The sequence below is a fragment of the Pseudomonas sp. NLJ1 genome (assembly GCF_049486705.1).
GTDB classification, from domain to species: Bacteria; Pseudomonadota; Gammaproteobacteria; order Pseudomonadales; family Pseudomonadaceae; genus Aquipseudomonas; species Aquipseudomonas inefficax.
The window spans coordinates 4,530,490-4,554,677 of sequence record NZ_CP137735.1 but is presented as its reverse complement, the minus strand read 5'-3'; the positions used below and the strand labels follow the sequence as shown (position 1 = coordinate 4,554,677).

20 protein-coding genes are annotated in these 24,188 nt (G+C 64.0%); 11 read left to right on the top strand and 9 right to left on the bottom strand.

Annotated features, from left to right (window positions below; translation table 11 throughout):
- Nucleotides 1-120: 120 nt before the first annotated feature.
- The 3 genes from pdxB to rlmM all read right to left on the bottom strand — a co-directional run bounded on the left by pdxB (nucleotide 121) and on the right by rlmM (nucleotide 2,806).
- Nucleotides 121-1,263, bottom strand: a complete 1,143-nt coding sequence (gene pdxB, locus R9B85_RS20615; RefSeq protein WP_207878710.1) for a 4-phosphoerythronate dehydrogenase PdxB — start codon at nucleotides 1,261-1,263, stop codon at nucleotides 121-123.
- 60 nt (nucleotides 1,264-1,323) lie between these two features.
- Nucleotides 1,324-1,566, bottom strand: coding sequence for a sulfurtransferase TusA (tusA, locus tag R9B85_RS20610; RefSeq protein ID WP_112252118.1), 243 nt, complete (start codon nucleotides 1,564-1,566; stop codon nucleotides 1,324-1,326).
- A gap of 175 nt (nucleotides 1,567-1,741) precedes the next feature.
- Nucleotides 1,742-2,806 (bottom strand): 23S rRNA (cytidine(2498)-2'-O)-methyltransferase RlmM, encoded by a 1,065-nt coding sequence (gene rlmM, locus R9B85_RS20605; RefSeq protein ID WP_423770529.1) that lies wholly within the window; start codon nucleotides 2,804-2,806, stop codon nucleotides 1,742-1,744.
- A gap of 216 nt (nucleotides 2,807-3,022) precedes the next feature.
- Here rlmM and acnA point away from each other — a divergent pair, with 216 nt between their 5' ends.
- The 3 genes from acnA (at nucleotide 3,023) to R9B85_RS20590 (ending at nucleotide 8,608) form a co-directional block, all read left to right on the top strand.
- The gene (gene acnA, locus R9B85_RS20600; protein ID WP_207878712.1) at nucleotides 3,023-5,764 is read left to right on the top strand and encodes an aconitate hydratase AcnA; all 2,742 of its coding nucleotides are present in this window, start codon (nucleotides 3,023-3,025) and stop codon (nucleotides 5,762-5,764) included.
- Nucleotides 5,765-6,067: 303 nt separating this feature from the next.
- Nucleotides 6,068-6,844 carry a type II CAAX prenyl endopeptidase Rce1 family protein gene (locus R9B85_RS20595; RefSeq protein WP_423770528.1) on the top strand — a complete coding sequence of 259 codons (777 nt, stop codon included), beginning with the start codon at nucleotides 6,068-6,070 and terminating at the stop codon, nucleotides 6,842-6,844.
- Nucleotides 6,845-7,042: 198 nt separating this feature from the next.
- Nucleotides 7,043-8,608, top strand: a complete 1,566-nt coding sequence (locus tag R9B85_RS20590; RefSeq protein ID WP_252379095.1) for a methyl-accepting chemotaxis protein — start codon at nucleotides 7,043-7,045, stop codon at nucleotides 8,606-8,608.
- Between the two features lie 239 nt (nucleotides 8,609-8,847).
- On the opposite strand, the gene R9B85_RS20585 is transcribed toward R9B85_RS20590, so the two are convergent.
- From R9B85_RS20585 to R9B85_RS20565, 5 genes are all read right to left on the bottom strand, one after another.
- Nucleotides 8,848-9,732 (bottom strand): pseudouridine synthase, encoded by an 885-nt coding sequence (locus R9B85_RS20585; protein ID WP_375149583.1) that lies wholly within the window; start codon nucleotides 9,730-9,732, stop codon nucleotides 8,848-8,850.
- A gap of 51 nt (nucleotides 9,733-9,783) precedes the next feature.
- Complete coding sequence (locus R9B85_RS20580) at nucleotides 9,784-10,092, bottom strand: hypothetical protein (protein ID WP_004376097.1); 309 nt, start codon at nucleotides 10,090-10,092, stop codon at nucleotides 9,784-9,786.
- Nucleotides 10,093-10,157: 65 nt separating this feature from the next.
- On the bottom strand, nucleotides 10,158-10,589 hold the full coding sequence (locus R9B85_RS20575) for a D-Ala-D-Ala carboxypeptidase family metallohydrolase (RefSeq protein WP_112252112.1): 432 nt from the start codon (nucleotides 10,587-10,589) through the stop codon (nucleotides 10,158-10,160).
- Nucleotides 10,590-10,697: 108 nt separating this feature from the next.
- The gene (locus tag R9B85_RS20570) at nucleotides 10,698-10,937 is read right to left on the bottom strand and encodes a glutaredoxin family protein (protein WP_063913871.1); all 240 of its coding nucleotides are present in this window, start codon (nucleotides 10,935-10,937) and stop codon (nucleotides 10,698-10,700) included.
- Nucleotides 10,938-11,008: 71 nt separating this feature from the next.
- On the bottom strand, nucleotides 11,009-12,217 hold the full coding sequence (locus tag R9B85_RS20565; RefSeq protein ID WP_207878718.1) for an ammonium transporter: 1,209 nt from the start codon (nucleotides 12,215-12,217) through the stop codon (nucleotides 11,009-11,011).
- 313 nt (nucleotides 12,218-12,530) lie between these two features.
- Here R9B85_RS20565 and R9B85_RS20560 point away from each other — a divergent pair, with 313 nt between their 5' ends.
- The 8 genes from R9B85_RS20560 to dacB all read left to right on the top strand — a co-directional run bounded on the left by R9B85_RS20560 (nucleotide 12,531) and on the right by dacB (nucleotide 21,626).
- A complete protein-coding gene (locus R9B85_RS20560; RefSeq protein ID WP_085625198.1) occupies nucleotides 12,531-12,845 on the top strand; it encodes a DUF883 family protein in 315 nt (104 codons plus the stop codon).
- A 9-nt stretch (nucleotides 12,846-12,854) separates the two neighbouring features.
- Nucleotides 12,855-13,229 (top strand): phage holin family protein, encoded by a 375-nt coding sequence (locus R9B85_RS20555; protein ID WP_013971683.1) that lies wholly within the window; start codon nucleotides 12,855-12,857, stop codon nucleotides 13,227-13,229.
- Nucleotides 13,226-13,555 carry a hypothetical protein gene (locus R9B85_RS20550; RefSeq protein WP_112252110.1) on the top strand — a complete coding sequence of 110 codons (330 nt, stop codon included), beginning with the start codon at nucleotides 13,226-13,228 and terminating at the stop codon, nucleotides 13,553-13,555. Before R9B85_RS20555 ends, R9B85_RS20550 begins: the two co-directional genes overlap by 4 nt.
- A 168-nt stretch (nucleotides 13,556-13,723) precedes the next feature.
- Complete coding sequence (locus tag R9B85_RS20545) at nucleotides 13,724-15,055, top strand: deoxyguanosinetriphosphate triphosphohydrolase (protein WP_423770527.1); 1,332 nt, start codon at nucleotides 13,724-13,726, stop codon at nucleotides 15,053-15,055.
- 283 nt (nucleotides 15,056-15,338) lie between these two features.
- Nucleotides 15,339-15,956 (top strand): response regulator transcription factor, encoded by a 618-nt coding sequence (locus R9B85_RS20540; RefSeq protein ID WP_112252108.1) that lies wholly within the window; start codon nucleotides 15,339-15,341, stop codon nucleotides 15,954-15,956.
- An 8-nt stretch (nucleotides 15,957-15,964) separates the two neighbouring features.
- Nucleotides 15,965-19,597 carry an ATP-binding protein gene (locus tag R9B85_RS20535; protein ID WP_112252107.1) on the top strand — a complete coding sequence of 1,211 codons (3,633 nt, stop codon included), beginning with the start codon at nucleotides 15,965-15,967 and terminating at the stop codon, nucleotides 19,595-19,597.
- Between the two features lie 41 nt (nucleotides 19,598-19,638).
- Nucleotides 19,639-19,983: a YggL family protein gene (locus R9B85_RS20530; RefSeq protein WP_003248695.1), complete on the top strand. Its 345-nt coding sequence runs from the start codon at nucleotides 19,639-19,641 to the stop codon at nucleotides 19,981-19,983.
- A 185-nt stretch (nucleotides 19,984-20,168) separates the two neighbouring features.
- Complete coding sequence (gene dacB / locus R9B85_RS20525) at nucleotides 20,169-21,626, top strand: D-alanyl-D-alanine carboxypeptidase/D-alanyl-D-alanine endopeptidase (protein ID WP_085625203.1); 1,458 nt, start codon at nucleotides 20,169-20,171, stop codon at nucleotides 21,624-21,626.
- A 130-nt stretch (nucleotides 21,627-21,756) separates the two neighbouring features.
- Here dacB and R9B85_RS20520 read toward each other — a convergent pair whose 3' ends face one another.
- Nucleotides 21,757-24,147 (bottom strand): sensor domain-containing diguanylate cyclase, encoded by a 2,391-nt coding sequence (locus R9B85_RS20520; protein ID WP_215521148.1) that lies wholly within the window; start codon nucleotides 24,145-24,147, stop codon nucleotides 21,757-21,759.
- Nucleotides 24,148-24,188: the final 41 nt, after the last annotated feature.

The following is a 24,188-nucleotide window of genomic DNA, read 5'->3' as shown; positions in this document are numbered from 1 at the left end:
CTGTGCTGGCCCTTTCGCGGGTAAACCCGCTCCCACAGGTACCCGTTGACCTCAAGGCTTGTGCGGTCCCTGTGGGAGCGGGTTTACCCGCGAAGAGGCCGGCACAGCTTCGACAGGCTGTCAGACCAACACCCCACCCAAGGCACTGACCAGCTGCGCCAACTGCGGCGATTCCCCGCGCAAGCGCACCGCCAGCCCTTCGATCTCACGCCGTGGCGGGTACTGCTTGCGCAATTGATCGAACGCTGCACGCTGTTGCTGCGGGTCGTCGCTGAGGCTGCGACGGAAATCTGCATCGTCGCGGCGTGGGTCGTACACCGCGCGGCACAAGGTGGCCAAGGCCCAGGCCGGGTCGGTGCTGGCATCCAGCTCGATCTGCGCCAGCGGCGGCCGCGGTAGCAGGTCGGCCAGTTGCACCTGTTCACCGACACCAAGGAAGCGGCACAGCGCCTGGTAGATCTGCGCCGTACCGCGCTGGCGGCCATCGAGGCTGTAGCCGGCAATGTGCGGCGAAGCCAGTGTGCACAGGTCGGCCAGTTGCAGGTCGACTTGCGGCTCGCCTTCCCACACATCCAGCACTGCATGTACATCTTCGCGGTCCAGCAGCAGTTCGCGCAGGGCGGCGTTGTCCACTACCGGGCCACGGCTGGCATTGACCAGCCAGGCACCCGGGCGCAACTGTGCCAGCTGCGCCTGGCCCAGCAGATGCCAGGTCGGGTGCTCGCCGCCACGCTGCAAGGGGGTGTGCAGGCTGATCACATCGCATTGTTGCAGGATGGTTTCGAGGCTGACGTAGTCGCCGCCCTCGGCGGCCTGGCGCAGCGGGTCGCATACCAGTACCTTCCAGCCCAGGCCGTGCAGCACCCGCACCAGGCGGCCACCCACCTCACCCGCGCCGACCACGCCATATACGCGCTCGGGCAGTGCCACGCCATCCAGCTCGGCCAGAGTCAGCAGGCTACCCAGCACGTAATCGACCACACCGCGGGCATTGCAGCCCGGTGCGCTGCTCCATTGGATGCCGGCTTCGGCAAAGTAGTCCAGGTCGAGGTGGTCGGTGCCGATGGTGCAGGTGCCGACAAAGCGCACGCGGCTGCCTTCGAGCAACTGGCGGTCGACCTTGCTCACCGAGCGCACCAGCAGGATGTCGGCGTCCCTTACGCTGGCGGCATCGAGGCTTCGGCCGGGGTAACGGCGGATTTCGCCGAAACCCTGGAAGAAAGCATCGAGCAGCGGGATGTTCTCGTCTGCAACTATCAGCATGGCGCTCTCCTGTCTGGGGAACGCAGTGTAGGCGCAACGCCGGGCGTGTTCCAGAGCGGCTCAGTCGGCTTTCTTGCGGATCCAGTACAGGAAGGTACCGGCGTCTTCCTGCTGCTGCAGCAGTTCGTGGCCGAGGAAGTTGCAGAACTTGGGGATGTCGCGGCGGGTCGAGGGATCGGTGGCGATGACCTTGAGCAGGCCGCCAGCGGCCAGGGCGCGCACGTGCTGGTGCAGCATCATCACCGGTTCCGGGCAGTTCAGGCCGGTGGCATCGAGGATGGCGTCGGGGGTGAAATCGGTCATGAGGGACTCCGCAAATGATCGCTATTGTCGCGCATAGTACCGCGTGGACCAAGGGGGCGCTGTGCGGCCCAATCGCCGGCAAGCCAGTGCCCACAGGATTGCAGCAAGCCTGAAACAATTGCATCCCTGTGGGGGCTGGCTTGCCGGCGATTGGGCTGCAAAGCAGCCCGCGAAATCACCGCAGTTTCAGATCGAGCCGACGCAGATGGCAGGTCACTTCCTCACGGTCGTGATACAGCTGCTTGCAAGCAATCGACACCTTGATCTTGCGCGCCTTGAAGGTCGCCTCCATGCGCTCGAGCAGCCGGCGTACTTCGGCATAGCGCTGCTTCATCGGCAACTTCAGGTTGACCACCGCCTCACGGCACAACCCCTCGCCCAGCCAGGTCTCGATCAGCGAGGTGGTACGCGCCGGTTTCTCGACGATGTCGCACACCATCCAGTCCACCGGCTGCTTCGGTTGCCAGGTGAAACCATCGGCCATCAGGTGCTGGACCAAGCCGGTGTCCATCAAGCTCTCGGCCATCGGCCCGTTGTCGATGGCAGTCACCAGCATGCCCCGGCGCACCAGCTGGTAGGTCCAGCCACCCGGCGACGCACCCAGGTCGACGCCGGTCATGTCATCGCCCAGGCGCTGCTCCCACTGCTCGCGCGGGATGAACTGGTGCCAGGCCTCTTCCAGTTTGAGCGTCGAGCGGCTGGGCGCCTCGCGGGGGAACTTCAGGCGTGGGATGCCCATGGGCCACAGCGCACCGTTGTTGGCCGGGGCAACACCGGCAAATACGCGGCGACCGCTGATGAAGGTGAGCAGCAGGCGTGGGCGGCTGGCGTCGTCGACCAGGCGGCCGGCCTTTTCCAGGGCCTTGCGCAGCGGCACCTCGAACTTGCGGCAGAACGTGGACAGTTCCTTGCCTTCGTTGCTGTCCAGCACTTCCAGCCACAGGCTGCCGAACAGCGGGAAGTCGGCCAGGTGCGCCAACAGCACACTGATACGGTCGCTTTCCGGCAGCTCGACATAACCGCCACGGGCCCACTGCCGCGGGAAAATCAGCTGGTTGAAGCGCAGTTCCCCCATCAAGCGCTCGGCACCGCCCTCCTCGCTACAGACAAACTCGGCACTGGCACTTTGCGGCTTGCCTTTGGCATAGCCGGCAACACCCAGGCGGGCGGCATGTTCGCTGATTTCGGCGCACACCTCACCCTCGAAACCGGGCCGGCAATGCATGAACAGGGTATTCATCTCTCACTCCACTACGGCTGGCGCACCACAGGCGCTGGCAGGGCGGCGATGATAAAGGAAGATCGGAACCTGCGACACGCCCCGCCGGTCCAGAAAAGGGTCAGGTGGCGCAAAGCAGTCTAACCTGACCTTTCAGCCAGGTCCGTGCCGTGCGGATCGATACACAGCGGTGCCACCGGCAGATCTTGCCAGGCACCGGCGCAGAAGGAGTTGGCAATGCCCTCGCTCGATAGCCTGAATACCCTCAGATCACTCAAGGTCGGCGACCAGACCTACCACTACTTCAGCCTCCCCGAGGCCGCCCGCCAATTGGGCGACCTGCAGCACCTGCCCATGTCGCTGAAGGTGCTGCTGGAAAACCTGCTGCGCTGGGAGGACGGCCAGACCGTCACCGGCGACGACCTGCGCGCCCTCGCCCAATGGCTGGGTGACCGACGCTCCGACCGCGAGATCCAGTACCGCCCGGCGCGGGTGCTGATGCAGGACTTTACCGGTGTGCCGGCCGTGGTCGACCTGGCCGCCATGCGCGCAGCCATGGCCAAGGCCGGCGGCAACCCGCAGCGGATCAACCCGCTGTCACCCGTGGACCTGGTGATCGACCATTCGGTGATGGTCGACCGCTACGGCACGCCGCAGGCCTTCAGCGAGAACGTCGACATCGAGATGCAGCGCAACGGCGAGCGCTATGCCTTCCTGCGCTGGGGCCAGAGTGCCTTCGACAACTTCCGCGTGGTACCGCCGGGCACCGGCATCTGCCACCAGGTCAACCTGGAGTACCTCGGCCGCACCGTCTGGACCCGTGAGGCCGATGGTCGCACCTACGCCTTCCCCGACACTCTGGTCGGAACCGACTCACATACCACCATGATCAATGGCCTGGGCGTGCTCGGCTGGGGCGTGGGCGGCATCGAAGCGGAAGCGGCCATGCTCGGCCAGCCTGTGTCGATGCTGATCCCCGAAGTGATCGGCTTCAAGCTGACCGGCAAGCTGCGCGAAGGCATCACCGCCACCGACCTGGTGCTGACGGTGACGCAGATGCTGCGCAAGAAGGGCGTGGTGGGCAAGTTCGTCGAGTTCTATGGTGATGGCCTGGCCGAGCTGCCCTTGGCCGACCGTGCGACCATTGCCAACATGGCCCCGGAATACGGTGCCACCTGCGGCTTCTTCCCGGTCGATCAGGTGACCCTGGACTACCTGCGCCTGTCAGGGCGCCCCGAGGCGACCGTGCAACTGGTCGAGCAGTACTGCAAAGCCCAAGGGCTGTGGCGGCTGCCGGGCCAGGAGCCACTGTTCAGCGACAGCCTGGCGCTGGACATGCAAGAGGTCGAGGCCAGCCTGGCCGGGCCAAAGCGGCCGCAGGACCGGGTAGCCCTGGGCCAGGTCAGCCAGGCCTTCGACCACTTCATCGAACTGCAACCCAGACCGCTGGCCAAAGAGGTAAGCCGCCTGGAAAGCGAAGGTGGCGGCGGCGTGGCGGTGGGCAACGCCGACCAGGCCGGGGAGATCGACTACAGCCATCAAGGCCAGACCCACACCCTGCGCGATGGCGCCGTGGTGATTGCCGCGATCACCTCGTGTACCAACACCTCCAACCCCAGCGTGATGATGGCCGCCGGGCTGGTGGCGAAAAAGGCCCTGGAAAAAGGCCTGCAACGCAAACCCTGGGTCAAGAGTTCGCTGGCGCCGGGCTCAAAGGTGGTCACCGACTACTTCAAGGCCGCCGGGCTCACCACCTATCTGGACCAATTGGGGTTCGATCTGGTCGGCTATGGCTGCACAACCTGCATCGGCAACTCCGGCCCGCTGGATGAAGCGATCGAAAAAGCCATCGGCAGCGCTGACCTCACGGTGGCTTCGGTGTTGTCGGGCAACCGCAACTTCGAAGGCCGGGTGCACCCGCTGGTCAAGACCAACTGGCTGGCCTCGCCGCCGCTGGTGGTGGCCTATGCCCTGGCCGGCAGCGTGCGCCTGGACCTGACCCGCGACCCGCTGGGCACCGGCAAGGATGGCCAGCCGGTGTACCTGCGCGACATCTGGCCCAGCCAGCAGGAAATTGCCGCTGCCGTGGCCAAGGTCGACACGGCAATGTTCCACAAGGAATACGCCGAAGTGTTCGCCGGCGATGCGCAGTGGCAGGCCATCGAGGTACCCCAGGCGGCCACCTACGTGTGGCAGGCCGACTCCACCTATATCCAGCATCCACCATTCTTCGACGACATCGGCGGGCCTCCCCCGCAAATCACCGACATCCAGGGTGCGCGGATTCTGGCGCTGCTGGGTGACTCGGTGACCACCGACCACATTTCCCCGGCCGGCAACATCAAGGCCGACAGCCCGGCCGGGCGCTACCTGCGCGAGAAGGGAGTGGAGCCCCGCGACTTCAACTCCTACGGCTCGCGGCGTGGCAACCATGAAGTGATGATGCGCGGTACCTTCGCCAACATCCGCATCCGCAACGAAATGCTGGCGGGCGAAGAAGGCGGCAACACCCTGCACGTGCCCAGTGGCGAGAAGCTCTCGATCTACGACGCGGCCATGCGCTACCAGCAGGAAGGCACTGCGCTGGTAGTGATCGCCGGCCAGGAATACGGCACCGGCTCGAGCCGAGACTGGGCGGCCAAGGGCACCAACCTGCTGGGGGTCAAAGCGGTGCTGGCGGAAAGCTTCGAGCGCATTCACCGCTCCAACCTGGTAGGCATGGGCGTGCTGCCGCTGCAGTTCAAGGCCGGGCACAACCGCAAGCAACTGGGGCTGACCGGCAAGGAGAAGATCGATGTGCTGGGCTTGAACGGCGCACAGATTCGCCCGGGCATGAGCCTGCCCTTGCGCATCACCCGCGAGGATGGGCAGCAGGAGCAGTTTGAGGTGCTGTGCCGGATCGATACGCTGAATGAAGTGGAATACTTCAAGGCGGGGGGAATATTGCATTATGTGTTGCGTCAGCTGATTGCTGGTTGAGGCGCGTATGCTTGGGGCTGCTGTGCACGCCGATCGCCTGTAGGAGCGGCCTTGTGTCGCGATGGGCCGCATAGCGGCCCCAGATTTCAGCTTCGCCGCTGCTATCGAGCGGGGCCGCTGCGCGCCCCATCGCGACACAAGGCCGCTCCTACAAGGGCCAGTGCTGGCTTGAAGAGATATTCAAGGCAGTTGCTCCCACAGGCAAAGTACAGCCCTCAGCCTTGAGGCTATCCCTGTGGGAGCTGGCTTGCCGGCGATGGGCCGCGCAGCGGCCCCAATATCGTTCAACGAGAAGGACTACTCGTGCCTCGCTTCAACCTGATCGCACTTTTACTCCTGGCACTCGGCTACACCCTCGCCCTGAGCCATGGCAGCCTCGACATCACCACCCTGCCCACCTTCCTCGCCCTGCTCGCCAGCGCATTGCTCGCTCGTCGCCCCCAGCGCTGGCTACAAGCCCTGGGCCACGCATCGTTCATCCTGCTGGCCATCGCCCTGGCATTGCACTGGCTGCCCGGTTTCAACTCAACCAAGGTCATCGACGGGGTCATCCTGAGCCCTGGCGCTCTGCCTTTCACGATGTACCTGAACCTGGACAAACCGCTGATTGGCGCCTGGCTGCTGCTGGCCTGCCCTTGGCTGTTCCTGTGGCGCAGCCAGGGCCTGGCGACCAGCCTGCTATTCGCCCTGCCCCTGACCCTGCTTGCCTGCCTGGGTGGTGCCTGGGCACTGGGCACGCTTGCCTGGGCCCCGAAATGGCCCGACCAGGCCTGGCTCTGGCTGCTGAACAACCTGCTGCTGGTAAGCCTGACCGAAGAACTGTTGTTTCGCGGTTACATCCAGGCCGGCCTGCAACGGCTGCTGCGCCACCAAGGGCTGGCATTGCTCGCCACCGCCTTGCTGTTCGGCCTGGCCCACCTGGGGGCCGGCTGGCAATGGGTGTACCTGGCCACCCTTGCAGGTTTCGGCTACGGCCTGGCGTACCGCTGGGGCGGCGTAGCGGCGGCGGTGCTCTGCCATTTCGCCCTGAACCTGGTGCACTTCACCCTGTTCAGCTATCCGATGCTGGCTCTTGGCTAGCCAATCGGTCATCATTCGACTTATCCGTCATGAAGCAGCAGTAAAAACGCAATAATGAGCCTAACTTGCTCGAACGTGCTCGCTGACTAACGCAGATCGACTGATGGCTTATTGCCACAGATCAAGCACATTAAATATCCATTCAATAAAACCAGCGGCTTGCCGATACCTGTCGAAAGCCCTGCGGACTATCAACCCATGCGTAACAACCAGCCGATTACCCAGAGAGAACGGACTTTCCCTGCCCAGCAGCGGTTGATCTCCACCACCAATGCCAAAGGTGTGATCACTTACTGCAACGATGCCTTCATCGAGATCAGTGGTTTCACCCGCGAAGAACTGACCGGTGCGCCGCACAACCTGGTGCGCCACCCCGATGTGCCGCCAGCGGTGTTTGCCCATATGTGGCAAACCCTCAAGCAGGGCCAGCCGTGGATGGGCATCGTCAAGAACCGCTGCAAGTCCGGCGACCACTACTGGGTCAATGCCTATGTCACGCCGATCTTCGACAACAACCAGGTGGTCGGCTTCGAATCAGTGCGGGTCAAGCCTACCGCCGAGCAGGTCCGCCGCGCCGAGGCGCTGTACCAGCGCATCAACCAGGGCAAGCCGGCGGTACCGCGCCGGGACAAGTGGTTGCCGGTGCTGCAGGACTGGTTGCCGTTCATTCTGGTCAGCCAGGTGGGCTTCCTGATCGGCAACTGGCTGGGCCATTCCTGGGGCTTCGCCCTGGCTGCCGGGCTTTCCGTACCGCTGGGCCTGCTGGGCCTGAGCTGGCAGCAGCGCGGCCTCAAACGCCTGCTGCGCCTGGCCGAACAGACCACCTCCGACCCGCTGATCGCGCAGATGTACACCGACAGCCGTGGCGTGCAGGCGCGCCTGGAAATGGCCATGCTCAGCCAGGACGCACGCATGAAAACCTGCCTGACCCGCCTGCAGGACAGCGCCGAACACCTCAGCGAACAGGCGCGTCAGTCCGATGTGCTGGCGCACAAGAGTTCTTCGGGCCTGGAACGCCAGCGAGTGGAGACCGAGCAGGTTGCCGCTGCGGTCAACCAGATGGCCGCCACCACCCAGGAAGTGGCCAACCACGTGCAGCGCACCGCCGATGCCACCCAGGAAGCCAACCGCCTGACCAGCCAGGGCCGGCAGATTGCCGGTGAAACCCGCGAGGCCATCGAACGCCTCTCGGCGGCGGTGGGCGAGACCGGCCAGACGGTGACGCAACTGGCCAAGGACAGTGATGAAATTGGTGGCGTGGTCGATGTGATCAAAGGCATCGCCGACCAGACCAACCTGCTGGCGCTGAACGCGGCCATCGAAGCGGCACGTGCCGGTGAAATGGGCCGAGGCTTTGCCGTGGTGGCCGACGAAGTGCGCCAGCTGGCCCAGCGCACTGCCGAATCCACCGGGCAGATCCACGGCCTGATCGCCAAGCTGCAACAAACCGCCAGCAATGCCGTACTGACCATGGAAACCGGCCATCGCCAGGCGCAGGAAGGCGTCGACCGTGTGATGCAGGCCGACGAGGCGCTGGTGGGCATCAGTGAGGCGGTTGCCAACATTACCGACATGGCAACCCAGATTGCTGCAGCGACCGAGGAACAGACTGCGGTGGCTGACGAGATCAGCCGCAACATCAGCACCATCGCCGACCTCGCCGACCAGACTGCCGAACAGGCCCAGCACTCTGCGCTGCTCAGCGAAGAGCTGACCAGTACTGCTGGCAGCCAGTATTCGCTGGTGGAACGGTTCAACCGCTAGGGCGGCTTCCAGAGGTACGGCATGCACTTGTAGCTGCGCCGTACCTTTGGGATTCACTGCTTTGCGCAAAACTCAGAAGATTGCGCGGTCACTGTGGGAGCGGGTTCACCCGCGAACACCGGCAAAGCCGGTGCCATCCAGCGCACAGGCTTATTCGCGGGTGAACCCGCTCCCACAGGGGACCGCGCAAGCCTTCAGAGTGCATTCACTGCAACTGCTTCCTGCAATGAGCGTGTGCTTTACCAATCCAGCCGCAAGCGGCTCTCGAAGTAGCGCTCTTCCCCGCTCAACGGGTCTGCAAAGCGCAGGCTCTGCGCCAGCAACTTCAGCGGCCGCTGGTAGTCATCCTCTTCATTGACCAACTGCGGATAGAACGGGTCATTGCAGATCCCCGCCCCCAATGCTGCCATGTGCACACGCAACTGATGGGTCTTGCCAGTCACCGGCGACAGCCCGTAACGCCACAGCTCACCGTTCTTCTCCAGCACTTCGGCCAGGGTTTCGCTGTTGGCCTCCCCCTCTACCTCATGCATGCGGAAAAACGGCTCGCCATGTCCCAGGCGGCTTTTGTGCACCAGCGGGAAAACGTGCTGCGGCATGGCCGCGGCAATGGCCTGGTAGCGCTTGTCGATGCGACGTTCAGGGAACAGCCGTTGGTAGGCACTGCGGCTCTGCGGGTTGGCGGAAAACAGCACAAGCCCGGCGGTATGCCGGTCGATACGGTGCAACGGCACCAGATGCGGGTTGCCCAGGCGGCGGATCAGGCGGCGCAACAAGGTCTGTTCGACGTATTCACCAGTCGGCGTCACTGGCAGGAAATGCGGCTTGTCGGCCACCACCAGGTGCTCATCCACATGCAGTATGGTCTCCTGCACCGGGATCGGCCGCTCGTTCGGCACCTCACGGAAGTAGTGCAAACGCATACCGCGCTTGTAAGGCAGTTCGGCAGAAACCGCCCTGCCCTCGGCATCCAGCACCCGGCCACGGGCAAAGCGGTCGAGCCACTGGGCGCGGTCGATGGCCTTGAAATGGTCACACAGGCAGTCGAGCACCGTCGCCCAGTTACCGGGGGGCAGGCACACCGTGCTGGCTTGCTGGCGGGCGGGGTCGAAAGGCGTGGTCATGGCAGGGCTCGAAACGTTCACGGTCGCGCATTATCCCCCAAGCCCGCGCCCTCAACCAGCCTGGGCAATGGCCTCACAGCGCTCCTTCAGCCAGCGCAACACCTGCACCGGCTCCCAGCGCCCAGGGTCATAGAGGGCATACAGCAACCCCTGGTAACCCACCACGTCCAGCCCACGGTGGTAGCCGGCACGCTGGAACAAGGCCTCGATCTCGGCGAAGCAGGTATTGAAGTGGACCTTGCCGAACGGCGTACGGTCGTCGGTAACCAGGCCTTCGAGGCGCAGTTCCAGAACAGCATCGGCCACCCGCTCGACGGGCATCCGGTTGACGCTGTACTTGAGTTGCTCGACATTGAGCATGGCTTCACCTCGACACTGTATTTATATACAGCATACGAACATCCCCTTGCCGCCGTCAATGCGCTTCATTGCAGCCCCGGCAGATAGCCGCTGCCTTTACGAATGGTCAACACCTGGCGCCGAGGGACGCCGCGCGATACGGCCAGGTGCACCCAGTTATCGAATTCGAGGATCAGCTGGTCGAAGGGAATGGCGCTTTCGCTGACCCGGAGCACAACCTCGCGCGGGCTCACTCCAAACACCGTGAAGTCAGCCGCCAGCCCCTGCAAATGCTGGCTCGTCCGCGCCCCGCCAATGCGCTGGTTGACCGCGGGGCTGCGATAGCCGCTACTGACGATGACCGGTGCGCCGAACAGCGCCCGCACCTGCTCCAGTGAATTGCACAGCAACTGCAGGTTGGCACGCGCCTCGGCTGGTGGATTATTGTCGAGCCCTTCCCTGGCGGCGAGCTGCGAAACGGTCATTTCATCGAGGGTGAAATGGGGTGAAATGAGCATGGCTGGGTTCCTGATGACCGGTGAAAAATGCCGGCCTCAAGGTGCCGGCAGCCGATCATCACAACGCAGCATGCCGCATGGAGCAGGGACAGACCTCCCCTGGCGCAATTACTGCGCGAGAAACGCCACCACTTGTTCGGCATCGAACGGCCAGTGCAGCTCGGCGCCGTTGTCACAGCGGCGCAGCACCGGAATGATCAGGCCATAGCGTTCGAACAGGGCTTCGTTCTCGGCAATGTCGACCAGCTCCACCAGCAGGCCATGGTCGACGAAGGGCATCAGCACGGCCTCGGCCACTTCACACAGGTGGCAGCCGAGGGTGCCGAACAGTTGGCATTCAGGCAGCATGGGGCAAGTCCGCGTTGGCAGGAGGGAAACCTATTCTAGGTCCGTCCTGCGCACAGTGCACCTGACCTGGCTCAATCCTGGCTGGTGGCGCCGATACGGTGCAGCGACAGGTCCGCGCCCTGGAACTCCTGCTCATGGCTCAAGCGCAGTCCGTTCAGCGCGCGGATTGCACCATACACGGCAAAACCGCCGGCCAATGCCACCACCACGCCCATCAGACTGCCCAGCACCTGGCTGACCAGGCTCACACCGCCCATGCCACCCAGTACCTCCTGGCCGAAGATGCCGCAGGCCATGCCACCCCATACGCCACACAGGCCATGCAACGGCCACACACCCAGCACATCGTCGATCTTCCAGCGGTTCTGCGCTGCGGTGAAGCTCCAGACGAACAGCGCGCCCGCCACCAGGCCGGTGGCCAGCGCACCAATCGGGTGCATCAGGTCGGAACCGGCACACACCGCCACCAGCCCGGCCAACGGCCCGTTATGCAGGAAACCTGGGTCGTTACGCCCGGCCAGCAAGGCCGACAGGGTGCCACCGACCATGGCCATCAGCGAGTTGATCGCCACCAGGCCGCTGACACCCTGCAGGGTCTGGGCACTCATGACGTTGAACCCGAACCAGCCGATGATCAGGATCCACGACCCTAATGCCAGGAAAGGAATGCTCGACGGCGCAAACGCCACCAGCCGGCCCTCACGGTAGCGCCCGCGGCGCGCGCCCAGCAGCAGTACCGCCGCCAGCGCCAGCCAGCCGCCCATGGCATGCACCACCACCGAGCCGGCAAAGTCATGGAACGGCGCACCGAAGCGTGCCTGCAACCAGGCCTGTACGCCCAGGTTGCCGTTCCACACCACACCCTCGAAGAACGGGTAGATGAACGCCACGATCAACGCCGTGGCGCACAGTTGCGGCACGAAGCGTGCCCGCTCGGCGATGCCCCCGGAGATGATTGCCGGGATCGCCGCGGCGAAGGTCAGCAGGAAGAAGCACTTGACCAGCGCATAGCCATGGTCGGCAGCCAGCGCCGCCGCCGGCTGGAAGAAGCTGACCCCGTAGGCGATCCAGTAGCCGATGAAGAAGTACACCAATGCAGAAATAGCGAAATCGCTGAGAATCTTCGACAAGGCATTGACCTGGTTCTTGTGACGCACCGTGCCCACTTCGAGAAACGCGAAGCCGGCATGCATGGCCAGCACCAGGATGGCGCCCATGAGAATGAACAGGGTGTTGGAACCGTGGACCAGAGAGTCCATCGCGCTGTGCATGTTTTCCATGAAATAGGCAGGCCTGCTGAAAAAGGCACCAGGACAGTTCAAGAACCTGCATCCCTGCACCGAATCGGTGCCAGCTCCCTGCCCTGTTCCGGTGAGCCGGGCGGAGCCTGCGTGGTTTTTTCTTGGGTTTGTCGTGGATTGGGTTAAGGTTTATCGGTATCCGCTGCGCTGGCGCCCTGAGTCGGCGCAATACTCACCCTGGGCGCCCCGCAACGTGGCAAAGCCATAGCAAGGCTCATACCAGCGTCGGCACTTGAACCTTCCGCGCGTGCGATCACTCGAACTACCAACATTCATCGACAGGGAGACACCCATGGCCAGCAAATCGGCAAAGACTGCACAAGAGATATTGATGGCTGACTTCCAGGCACTGGTCCGCGACACCGAGAAGCTGCTGGCCGACACCGCCAACCTGGCAGGCGACCAGGCTGACGAGTTGCGAGAACAGATCCACGACCGCCTGACCCAGGCCCGCGAAACCCTGCAGCTGACCCAGGACTCGGTGCGCGAGCGCGGCCAGGCAGCACTGGGCAGTGCCGAACAGTACGTACAGGAAAAACCATGGCAGGCGATCGGCATTGCCGCTGGCGTCGGCCTGTTGATCGGCCTGCTGGCCAACCGGCGCTAAGGGGTTCCCATGGAGAACGACGCCAACGGCGCCAGCGCCTCGGGCAAGCGCCTGGGTGCGGCTGCCCTGGGGCTGCTGCACAGCCATATCGAACTGTTCGGCATCGAGTTGCAGGAGCAGAAGGGCCGCACCTTGAGCCTGCTGCTGTTCGCTGGCCTGGCCCTCGTATTCGCCCTGCTGCTGCTGACGGCGCTGTCCGGGCTGCTGCTGGTGCTGCTGTGGGACAGCTATCGCCTGGCCGGCATCATCGGCCTGTGCGTGTTCTACGGCATCGCCGCGCTGTATTGCGGCCTGCGCCTGAAGGCAGCGGTGTTCGACGAGTCGTCGCCCTTCGGCGCCACCCTCGAGGAACTTGCCAAGGACCGGGAGCGCCTGTTGCCATGAACCTGCCAGAACTGCCAAACACCCGTAACCCGCGCGAACTGCGCAAGGCGCTGCTGCGCCTGCGCATGGAAATGCACCGCCAGGAAATCCGCCACGAGTCCGCGCAGTTGCTGGAGCCACTGCGCCGCGTGCGCGGCATGGGCAGCTCGCTGCACGATGGGCTGGGCATCAAGCATGCACCGCTGTGGGGGATAGGCGCCGTGGTGGCGCTGGGCTTCCTCACCGGCAAGGGCGTGCGCAGCGGCAACCTGGCGCGGCTGGTGCGTCTGGGCACCAGCCTGCTGCCGTTGCTGCGCCTGTACCTGCAAGGCAGCCGCCGCCCCTGACGATCTGTATTGCCCCTTGTGGGAGCGGGTTTACCCGCGAATGCGGCACTGGAGACACCGACGCATTCGCGGGTAAACCCGCTCCCACAGGGTCGGTATCGACCTGCCCCTTGCGCATATGCACGCGACACTGGAAGCTAATGCCTTCGATCCACAGGAGACCGCGCCTTGGACTGGCACACCCTGCTCACCCGCGAACGCCTGGGCAAAGCCCTGTACAGCGCCGATGAACTCGGGCGCAGCCCCTTTCACAAGGACCACGACCGCATCATCTTCTCCGGTGCCTTCCGCCGCCTCGGGCGCAAGACCCAGGTGCACCCGGTTTCCAGCAACGACCATATCCACACACGCCTGACCCACTCGCTGGAAGTCAGCTGCGTCGGCCGCTCGCTGGGCATGCGCGTCGGCGAAACCCTGCGCGACAGCCTGCCGGACTGGTGCGCCCCCAGTGACCTGGGAATGATCGTGCAGTCGGCCTGCCTGGCCCATGACATCGGCAACCCACCGTTCGGCCACTCTGGCGAAGACGCCATCCGCCACTGGTTCCAGCAGGCCGCCGGGCGCGGCTGGCTGGACGACATGAGCGACGACGAGCGCGCCGACTTCCTCAACTTCGAAGGCAACGCCCAAGGCTTTCGTGTACTCACCCAGCTGGAATATCACCAGTTCGACGGTGGTACCCGGCTGACCTATGCCACCCTCGGCACTTACCTGAAGTACCCGTGGAGCGCACGCCACGCCGACGCCCTGGGTTACAAGAAGCACAAGTTCGGCAGTTACCAGAGCGAACTGCCGCTGCTCGAGCAGATCGCCCGCAAGCTCGGCCTGCCACAACTGGAACATCAGCGCTGGGCGCGCCATCCGCTGGTCTACCTGATGGAAGCCGCGGATGACATCTGCTACGCGCTGATCGACCTGGAAGACGGCCTGGAAATGGAGCTGCTGCAATATGCCGAAGTCGAAGCGCTGCTGCTCGACCTGGTCGGCGAGGACCTGCCGGAAACCTACCGCCAGCTCGGCCCTGGCGACTCCAGGCGGCGCAAGCTGGCGATCCTGCGCGGCAAGGCCATCGAGCACCTGACCAACGCTGCCGCCCACGCCTTCGTCGAACAGCAGCAAGCCTTGCTGGCCGGGCAGCTGGCGGGCGACCTGGTCGAACACATGCACGGCCCGGCCAAGCGCTGCGTGCTGCAGGCCAAGGACATGGCACGCAACAAGATCTTCCAGGACAAGCGCAAGACCCTGCACGAGATCGGCGCCTACACCACGCTGGAGATTCTGCTGAACACCTTCTGCGGGGCCGCCCTCGAACAGCACGGTGGACGCACGCCGTCGTTCAAGAGCCGCCGGGTACTGGACCTGATCGGCAACAACGCCCCCGACCCGCACGGCTCGCTGCACACCGCCTTCCTGCGCATGATCGACTTCATCGCCGGGATGACCGACAGCTATGCCAGCGAAATGGCCCGGGAAATGACCGGGCGCTCCAGCCCGACCTGAGCCCTGCCGGTGCAGCCCGGGTATCGCCCGGAGCTGCACCGTACATTGTGAGAAACTTCCTACATATGCTGGCGACAAGTTAAACAGCACGAATAAAAACAAATGAAAAGTTACCAAACACATTTTGACATTGGGTTAAACGCGCCTGTTTCGTAGCCCGAATTGTTTTATCTTGTAAGCCATTTCCCATATAGGGCTGATAGCCCTTCCTCGCATGCCCGATGACTTTCAACTGCGATAAGGTGCCGCCTGTCACCCTCAATCGCCCGCAGGGAAGTTGAACATGCATTCCATATTTATCGTCGACGACCATCCCGTCATCCGCCTGGCTGTTCGTATGTTGCTGGAAAACCAGAATTACAAGGTTGTCGGCGAGTCGGACAACGGCGTGGACGCCATGCAGATGATTCGCGAAACCGCCCCCGACCTGGTCATACTCGACATCAGCATCCCCAAGCTGGACGGGCTGGAGGTGCTTGCCCGGTTCCAGGCCATGGCCCTGCCCCTGAAGGTGCTGGTACTGACCGCGCAATCTCCGGCCTTGTTTGCCGTGCGCTGCATGCACTCCGGTGCTGCAGGCTATGTGTGCAAGCAGGAAGACCTGAACGAACTGCTCAGTGCAATCAAGGCCGTGCTGGCTGGTTACAACTATTTCCCCAGCCAGGCAATCAAGCATGACCAGGCGGTAAATGCCGACTTGCAACTTTTCCGCCAGGTGAATGACCGCGAACTGATGGTACTGCAACTATTCGCCCAAGGCCGCAGCAACAAGGAAATTGCCAAGGGCATGTTCCTCAGCAGCAAGACAGTCAGTACCTACAAGAAGCGCCTCATGCACAAACTTCAGGTCAATACGCTGGTCGACCTGATTGAAATGGCCAAACGCAACGCGCTGGTCTGAGGGTAGTCATGGCGTACCCTATCGTTCGCCTGTTGCTCACCCTGCTCCTGTTCAGCGGCGTGGCACAGGCTACCCATCACGAGGCTTCATCCTATACCTTGCTGGCACGCTCATCGGCCAAGCCGGCACTGCCTGCGCTCACCGACGAGCAACGGCAATGGCTCGAAGGCCGTCAGGAACTGGTGCTGGGGACCTCGGCTCCGGACTACCCGCCGTTCGACATCACCAGTGGGGGCCGCGACTACCAAGGCCTTACCGCCGAGTACGCGAGCCTGATCGGCAAGGCCCTGCAGTTGCCCGTGCGGGTTCTGCGCTTTTCCAGCCGACAAGCGGCGGTGGAAGCGCTCCGGCATGGCGATATCGACCTGCTTGGCAGCGCCAACGGCTACGAAGCGGCCAGCGATGGCCTGGCCCTGTCGCACCCCTATGCCATCGACCAACCGGTACTGGTAACGCGCGAGGACGAAAGCCGGGCGCTGGACACGGGCCTGGCCGGCATGCGCCTGGGCATGCTCTACCACTACCTGCCCCGGCAGGAGGTGAACAGAACCTACCCCAAGGCCGAGCTCCTGGCCTTCGGCTCGTCCAGCCAGGCCCTGAGTGCCGTGGCGTTCGGCCAGGCCGACGTGTTTATCGGCGATACCATTTCCACCCATTACCAGCTCAACCGCGGCCACCTGCCACGCCTGCGCATGGCCAGTTTCGGCAAGCACGAAGCCATCGGCTTCGGTTTTGCCCTGCGTCACGAGGACAGGGTGTTGATGGAGATGGTTAACGCCACCCTGGACAGACAGACCTCGGCCATACGCGCCAGTATCTTCAAGCGCTGGAGCGCCGGTAGCGACCTGCTGCTGACCGACCGCAAGCTGCAACTGACCGACACCGAAGAGCAGTGGCTGAAGGACCACCCGGTAATGCGTGTGGCAATCGATGACACCGCTGCACCTGTCTCCTATTTCGATGGCTCGGGGCATTTTCGCGGCATCACCGCCGACCTGCTCGAACTGCTTCGCCTGCGCACCGGCTTGCGTTTCGAAGTGCAGCGCGCCAGCGGCCTTGCAGACATGATTGCCCGCCTGAAGGACGGCCGCGCCGATGTCATCGCCGCACTGGCCACCGGCGGGGTGAACGAAGACGACCTGCAAATCAGCCAGCCCTACCTGGAAAGCGCCTATGTGCTGGTCAGCCGCAAGGACAAGCAACCCTTCACCTCGCTGGAACAGTTGCAGGGTCATCGCATCGCCATTACCCGCTACAGTGCCATGGACGCCATGCTGTCGCGGCACTATCCGCAAATCGGCTGGGTCGAGACCGAAAGCTCGTTCTATTCCATGGCGTTGCTCAACAGTGGTGCCGTCGATGCGGTGATCACCACCTTGATCGACGCCAACCACGCGCTGGCCGGCAACCCTGAACTGGTCATCCGGGCCACTGTCGGCAGCGACCCTGCCAGCTTCGCCATGGCCACCAGTGCCCCGTCGCAGGCGCTGGTGTCGATCCTCGACAAGGCGCTGCTGAGCATCTCGCCGGAAGAACTGGGGGTCATCAACAACCGCTGGCGCGGCTTCAGCCTGCACGAGGATGGCAACGACCACGGTTACCGAAGGCTGGCGATACAGGTGGTACTCGGCACCGCCGTGCTGTTGCTGCTGGCCTTGTTGTGGAATGCCCGCCTGCGCCTGCAGATTCGCCAGCGGCAACGCGCCGAACGGGCATTGAACGACCAGGTGGCATTCATGCGCGCCCTGCTCAACGGCACGCCCCACCCCATGTACGTGCGTGACCGCGAGGGCCGCCTGCAAAGCTGCAACTACAGCTACCTGGAAGCCGTGCAGGCGCGCTCCGAGGAGGTCATCGGCAAGAACCTGGAGGGGAGCCTGTTCGCCGATTGCGAGCAGACCCGGCAGATCCACGCCGACTACCTGAAGGTAATGGCCGAAGGCTCGCCACTGATCATGGACCGGACACTACGGATCCAGGACCGGGAGATGACCATCTACCACTGGATTCTGCCGTACCGCGACTCACTGGGTGAGGTGCAGGGCATCATCGGTGGCTGGATCGACATCAGCGAGCGCCGCCATCTGGTCATGGAGTTGCGCCAGGCCAAGCAGCAGGCCGACGATGCGAACCGCGCCAAAAGCACGTTCCTGGCCACCATCAGCCACGAAATCCGCACCCCGATGAATGCGGTCATCGGCATGCTCGAGCTGGCAGTCAAGCGTGCCGACCAAGGCCGGGTAGACCGCTGCGCGCTGGAGCTGGCCCACCATTCGGCCAAGGACCTGCTGGGCCTGATCGGCGATATCCTCGACATCGTGCGCATCGAATCCGGGCACTTGTCCCTCGCTCCGGAGGCCGTCGACCTGGCGGCCCTGGTCGAATCGGTGGGGCGTATTTTCGAAGGCCAGGCGCGGCAGAAAGGCCTGGCCCTGGAGGTGATGATCGCGCCGGCCGCACGCTGCCATGCCCTGCTCGACCCCCTGCGCTTCAAGCAGGTCCTGTCCAACCTGGTGAGCAACGCCATCAAGTTCACCGAGCATGGTCAGGTGCGCATCTGCGTAGGCCTGGAAGACGACGGCGCCACCACTCCCGCCGTGCTGGAGCTGGAAGTGCGCGACAGCGGCATCGGTATCCACGCCGACGACCTGCAACGCCTGTTCAACCCGTTCATCCAGGCCAACCCGCATAGCCAGAGCGCCCGCGCGGGTACCGGGCTAGGCCTGGCCATCTGTCGCAACCTGTGCGAAATGATGGGCGGCAGCCTGACCATCAAGAGCCTGGAGGATGTCGGCACCCAGGTGCGCCTGAAGATGCCGCTGCAGCGGGTTGACGCTGCAGCGCCGCCGGCCCCGCTGATCGAGAACCTCGATGTGCCGGACCCGCGGCTGAGCGTACTGGTGATCGATGACCACCCGGCCAACCTGCAGCTGATGGCACAGCAGCTTGGCTACCTGGGGCTGGAGCACACCAGCGCCCGCGACGGTCGCGAAGGCCTGGCCACCTGGCGGGCGGGGGACTTCGATGTGCTGGTGCTCGACTGCAACATGCCGCACATGAACGGCTACCAGCTGGCCACCGCCGTGCGTACCGAGGAACGCCATGGCAAGCGGCCGCGCTGCACCATTCTCGGCTACACCGCCAACGCGCAGCCGGAGGTACGCCGCAAGTGCCTGAGCGCCGGCATGGACGACTGCCTGCTCAAGCCCATAAGCCTGGGTACGCTCAGCCAGCGCCTGGCCGGCATCCGCCCGCGCCGCCGGCAGAAATCGCGGCGCAAGCTGTACAACCTGGACGGCCTGGCCACAGTGGTCGGGCATGACCCGAACGACCGCCAGCGCTTCCTGATGGCGTTGCAGCAGAGCCTGCAGGCCGACCTGGCAACTTTGATGGCATTGCATCCGCAGCACGACAGCGATGCCATTGCCGAACAGGCGCACAAGGTGCTCAGCGCCGCGCGGATGCTGGAAGCCCCCGAACTGATGAAGGCTTGCGAAGCCCTGGAGGCAGGCGGCTTGCCTACCGCCCAGATACGCCTGCGGCGCCAGGCACTGGCACGGCATATGTGCCGGGTAGAACGTGCCCTGGCCAGGGAGCTGGCCACCGGTAGCTGCACACAGGCAGGCAGCCAGGCGTGTTAACTGGTAGACTGCGCGGCGTTATTACCTAAGAGGATTGTTTCATGGCCACAAACCGCTCCCGTCGTCTGCGCAAGAAGCTGTGTGTCGACGAGTTTCAGGAATTGGGCTTCGAGCTGAACCTGGAATTCAAGGAAGATCTGGACGACCAGGCAATCGATGCTTTCCTCGACGCGTTCCTGGAAGAAGCCATGGACGCCAATGGCCTGGACTATGTAGGCGGTGACGATTTCGGCCTGGTGTGCTCGGTCAAACGCGGCTCGGTCAGCGAAGAACAGCGTGCAGCCGTTGAAGCCTGGCTCAAAGGCCGTAGCGAACTGACCAAGATCGAGGTCAGCCCGCTGCTGGACGCCTGGTACCCGGAAAAGCCGATCAACAAGGCCGAGTGATACCGGCCCGGCTCGATCGCTGAAAAGGCCACCCTTAGGGGTGGCTTTTTTATTGGGGGTGCTTTTCCGTCGAACGTGGCGCATCGTCGCTGCGCTTGGGGCATAATGCGTATTCTTTCATTCTGGGGCCATCATTCCTTACAGCCCCAATGCCCTTTTCCCTCGCCGTAGGGTATTTATCGATCATGATCAAAACGCTTCGTCCCCTCGTTCTTGCCGGCCTGCTGTTGCCACTCGCCCTGCCCAGCCAGGCCGCCGCCGTCAACACCACGCTGCCTGCCAAAGTGCAACAGGCCCTCAAGGCCAACAAACTGCAGGATTCTGCCCTGTCGCTGGTAATGCTGCCGCTGGACGGCCCCGGCACACCGACCGTGTTCAATGCCGATGTCTCGGTCAACCCGGCCTCGACCATGAAACTGGTCACCACCTACGCCGCCCTCGAACTGCTCGGCCCGACCTTCCAGTGGAAAACCGAGTTCTACACCGACGGCACCCTGAGCAACGGCGTACTCAACGGTAACCTGTACCTCAAAGGTGGCGGCGACCCGAAACTGAACATGGAAAAGCTGTGGTTGCTGATGCGTGACCTGCGCGCCAATGGCGTGCGCACCATCACCGGCGACCTGGTGCTGGACCGCAGCCACTTCGTGCAGCCGAACCTGCCGCAGTTCAACGATGACGGCGGCGATGAGAACAAGCCTTTCCTGGTCAAGCCCGACTCGCTGCTGGTCAACCTCAAAGCCCTGCGTTTCGTGGCCCGCAACGATGGCGGCAAGGTCACCATCGCGGTCGAACCGCCGATTGCCAGCATCCGTATCGACAACCAGGTCAAGGCGGTAGCCTCCAAACAGTGTTCGGGTGATGTGCGCTACAACCCCGTGCAGCAAGCCGACGGCATCAGCGTAACGGTCAGCGGCCAGCTGGGTGACGGCTGCAACTCGCAGACCTACCTGTCGCTGCTCGACCACCCGACCTACGCCGCCGGTGCCGTGCGCGCGATCTGGAACGAGCTGGGTGGCAGCATCCAGGGCGGCGACCGCTTCGAGAACGTGCCCAAGGGCGCTCGCCTGCTGGCCCGTGCCTTCTCGCCAGACCTGGTGGAAGTGATCCGCGACATCAACAAGTACAGCAACAACACCATGGCCCAGCAGCTGTTCCTGAGCCTTGGCGCGCAGTTCCGCACCGATGCCGACGGTGACGACGCTCGCGCCGCCCAGCGCGTGGTGCGCCAGTGGCTGGCGAAGAAGGGTATTACCGCGCCGCACCTGGTGATGGAAAACGGTTCCGGCCTGTCGCGTGCCGAACGGGTCAGCACGCGGGAGATGGCGGCAATGCTGCAGGCGGCGTGGAAGAGCCCTTATGCTGCCGAGTTCATGAGCTCGATGCCGCTGGTGGGTATGGACGGCACCATGCGCAAGCGCCTGAAGCGCACCGCCATGACCGGCGAAGGGCACATCAAGACCGGTACGCTGAACACCGTACGGGCAATTGCCGGCTTCAGCCGTGACAGCAACGGCCATACCTGGGCAGTGGCGGCGATCCTCAACGATCCGAAACCGTGGGGCGCCTCGCAGGTGCTCGACCAGGTGCTGCTGGATTTGTATCGCCAGCCGAAACTGGCCGGCAGCACAGCGGCCAACTGACAGGTAGCCAGTACCGGCCCTTTCGCGGCTAAAGCCGCTCCCACAGGTTCAGCGCAGGGTTCAAGACCTGCAATTTCCCTGTGGGAGCGGCTTCAGCCGCGAAAGGGCCGGCATTGGCAACTGACAGCTGTCAGGCCAACTCCCCCTCCACCCGGTCCCGCCCAGCCTGCTTGGCTGCATACACCCCGGCATCAGCCCGCAACAGCAAGGCATCGGCCCCTTCCCCCGGTCGCCAGCCCGCCACACCAAAACTCGCGGTCACCCTGCCCACGCCCTCCACCGGCACATTGCGTACGCCTTGCCACAGCTCCAGTGCCAGCAGCCGCGCCTGCTCGGCATCGCTGCCCGGGCACAGCACCATGAACTCTTCGCCGCCCAGCCGGCAGAACACATCGGTACGCCGCAAACGCTGGCCGATACGCAGGCACAGGCTGCGCAGCACGCGGTCGCCGACGGCATGGCCGAAATGGTCGTTGATGCGCTTGAAGTGATCGATATCGAGCATGATCACCGCCAGCGCCAGGCCATCGCGCTGGGCTCGTTCCAGTTCGAGCTTGAGCCGCTCCTGGAAGTAACGGCGATTATGGATGCCGGTCAGCGAGTCGGTCACCGACAGCGCACGCAACTCTTCCTCCACGCCCTTCAGGTCGGAGATGTCGGTCAGGTAGCCATGCCACAAGGTGCAGCCCTGCTCGCCCACCTCCGGTGTCGCCTCGCCACGCACCCAGCGCAACCCGGCACGCGGCAGGCAGACGCGGTATTCTTCGCGCCAGGGCGACAGGTGTTCGGCCGAGTAACGCACCGAGCGGCGCACGCGCTCCAGGTCGTCCGGGTGGATGCGCTCGAACACCGCGGTGGCGTCCTCGCGCAGCTGCTGCAGGTCGACTTCGTAGATGTCGTACAGGCCCATGCTGGCATACGGAAAGCAGGAGTGGCCGTTGCCATCCAGGCGGTACTGGTAAATGCCGCCCGGCACCTCGGCACTGAGCTTTTCCAGAAGGCGGTCACGCGCTGCCAGCGCCTCATGCACCCGACGCCGTTCAGTAACATCGATGCAGATCGCCAGGTAACCGATCCATAACCCCTGTTCATCGAGCATGGCGGTGACCAGCATGTTGGCCACCAGTTGGCTGCCATCGGCACGCAACAAGGTCCACTCCCCCGGTTCGGCGCCATGCTCCTGCGCTGTTTCGGCGAACATGGCCTGGCCACCTTCAATCGGTCGGCCGTAACGCAGGCTCAAGGCATGGGCACGCAGGTTCAACTCTTCGGGCAGCACCAGGTCCTCCAGGCGCAGCTGGCCGATCGCCTCACTGGCCGGGTAACCGAGCATGCGCTCGGCGCCGGCGTTGAAAGTGCTGACCACGCCCTTGAGGTTGGTGGCGATGATCGCCACCTGGGTTGCGGCATCCAGCACGCTGCGCAGCTGGTTGTGGGTACCGCGCAGTGACTGCTCGCTGACACGCAGCTCGGCAGTGCGCTGCTCTACCAGGGCCAATGCGCGCTGGCGCTGGCTGAACAGGCTGTAGAGCAACACGCTGAGCAACAGGCTCAACAAGCTGCCCAGCAGGCTCACTGCCAGCACCGCGGAGGAACGGTTGGCGCGCACGAACGCCTGGCTCGGCCGGATACTCAACTGGAAGTGGTGGTCAGCCAGGTGCAATAGCTGGTTGCTGGCCAGCGGCAGGGGTGCGACCGGGTTCTGCGAGTCGAACATCACCTCGGGGCCATGTAGCCCGGTGGGGTCGACGATACGCACCACAAGGTTATCGTCTGCCGTAACCGGGCGCCCGTCGCTGATCAGCTCACGCATGCTCAGCAAGGCCATCACATAACCCACTGCCGCGCCGCGGGGGTTGGCATCGGAAAACACCGGCGCCACCATCAGCAGGCCACGCGCATCCGAGCTGGTATCGAACATGGGCAGTGGCTCGGACACCGCCATGCTGCCCGGCCCAAGCGCCCGCGCCAAGGCCGCCAGGGGCACTTCCTGGCCGGCGAGGTCCAGCCCATAGGGCAGCCCGGGCAATTCACCCGACTGGGTATAGAGTACCGGGAAGTAATGGTCGCGCTGGGGGGATGGGTGCCACTGGCCTTGTTCATCCTGGTCGCGGATCACATAGCCCGGGCCGGAATGCGCACTGGCCTGGCGCTCGAATTCGGCGCGTTGCGCGGCCTCGACACGCGGCGCCCAGGCGTAGGCCAGGGTCCGTTGCAGCAATGGCCGGGCGTAGCCGTCGAACTCGTGCGGGGTGATTTCGTTGGAAAAGCTGAAAAACCGCCGCAGCCCGTCCAGGCGCTGCTGCTGTTCATCAAACCGCTCGGCGATACGGCTGAAACGCTCGCTTGCCAGCAGCTCGAAGCGCTGGCGCAGCTGCTGCTTGTAAAAGGTTTGCGCGGCTAGCGCCAGGACGGCCGTCAACAGGCCGCCCACGACCAGGGCGACCAAGGCTACCGCCCAGGCGGATAATGCCTCTGTGCACAGGCCAAGCAACCGCGCGCACACGCCACCCTTTGACATACACCCATCTCGTCACGTCAGCGTCCTGCGGATTATCTTGC